The following is a 1873-nucleotide window of genomic DNA, read 5'->3' as shown; positions in this document are numbered from 1 at the left end:
TTCGCTGGAAGGGTATGAGGTACTCGCCGCAAATGCAGTGGATGCAGAAAAAGAAGATGCCGCCAACCTTGTACATGCCAACAAACCCGGAGATCTTGCCTATTACATTTATACATCCGGATCGACGGGCAAGCCGAAGGGCGTGATGGTCGAACACCGCAATATCGTCCGCCTTGTCAAAAATGCGGGCTACATCCCGCTGAAGAGCGACGTGAAGATGGCGCAGACGGGGGCTGTCAGCTTTGACGCCAGTACATTTGAAGTGTTCGGCGCACTGCTAAACGGGGGAACCCTTTATCCCGTCCCGAAAGAGACGCTCCTTGATGGAAAGCGGTTCAGAGTGTTCCTGGAAGAGACCGGAATCACAACAATGTGGCTGACTTCGCCTCTTTTTAATCAGCTCGCCCAGCAGGATCCGGGAATGTTTGCAACCCTAAATGATCTGATTATCGGCGGAGATGCCCTTGTTCCTGGAATCGTCAACAGAGTTAAACGCGAATCGCCGGAACTCTCGCTTTGGAATGGATACGGACCTACTGAAAATACAACATTTTCGACGTGTTTTTTCATCGATCAAGCATATGAGAGAACGATCCCGATTGGAAAGCCGATCGGAAATTCAACCGCCTATATCGTTGATGAACACGGCGCGCTTCAGCCGATCGGCGTGCCCGGCGAGCTGTGTGTCGGCGGAGACGGGGTGGCCCGCGGCTACTTGAACCAGCCTGAGCTGACAGATGAAAAGTTTGTCGGCGATCCTTTTGCCGAAGGGAAGCGGATGTACCGCACGGGCGACTTGGCAAAATGGCTTCCCGACGGGAATATCGAATTTCTCGGGCGGATCGATCATCAAGTGAAGGTTCGCGGCTTCCGGATCGAATTAGGCGAGGTTGAAGCGGCTTTGGCCCGCCTTGAGGGAATTTCAGAAGCGGCTGCTGTCATTCGGGAAAACAATACCGGAGAAACCGAGATTTGCGCCTACTACACTGCAGTTGGCGCGAGGCCGGCCGCACAGCTGCGGACAGAGCTGTCCCGGTCGCTTCCGGAGTATATGATTCCGGCTCATTTGATCGAACTCGACAGCATGCCGCTGACAGCCAACGGAAAGGTTGACAAACGGCAGCTGCCGGCTCCTATCGCTGAAGAGACTGACAGATTCGAAGCGCCGAAAAATGAAACGGAGAAAATTCTGGCGGCAATCTGGGAAGAGATTCTCGGCATCAAGCAGCCGGGAATCGATGACAACTTCTTTTCCATCGGCGGACACTCGCTGAAGGCGATGATGCTGACAGCCAAAATACAAGAGCAGCTCCAAAAAGAAGTGCCGATCAAAGTATTGTTTGAAAAACCGACGATCAGAGAGCTGGCCGAATTTCTTCAAGGGGAAACGAAAGAGAAAACCGCTCCGATTGCGCCGGCGCCGTCCCGTGCGAATTATCCGGTGTCATCCGCCCAACGGCGCATGTACATCCTCAATCAGCTCGAAGAAGCAAGCACGAGCTACAATGTGCCGGCGGTTCTGCTTCTGGAAGGCGAATTGGATAAGGAGCGTCTGGAAGACGCGTTTCGGGCCTTGATCAGCCGCCATGAAACATTGCGGACATCGTTCGAATTAATCGATGGAGAAATCGTTCAAACCATCCATCAAGACGCAGTTTTTCACCTGACGGAATCAGTGGCGGATGAAGCGGAAGCCGAAGCGGCGATCAGAGGGTTTATCCGGCCGTTTCAGCTGAATAAGGCGCCGCTCGTCCGGGCGGAACTCGTAAAGCTTGAAGAAAAGCGCCATCTGCTGATGATCGATATGCACCACATTATTACGGACGGAAGCTCCACCGGCATATTGATTCGCGACCTGGCCAGCTTCTACCAC

The 1873-nt window shown here is 53.4% G+C and carries 1 protein-coding gene; it reads left to right on the top strand.

From position 1 onward, the window contains the following. The coding region (locus ACWHAR_RS20355) for an amino acid adenylation domain-containing protein (protein WP_452087644.1) at positions 1 to 1873 on the top strand (1873 nt) is incomplete at both ends.

This window comes from Bacillus sp. LR--39, from assembly GCF_053613335.1.
The sequence above is the reverse complement of the archived record's forward strand: the minus strand, read 5'-3'. Positions and strand labels throughout refer to the sequence as shown.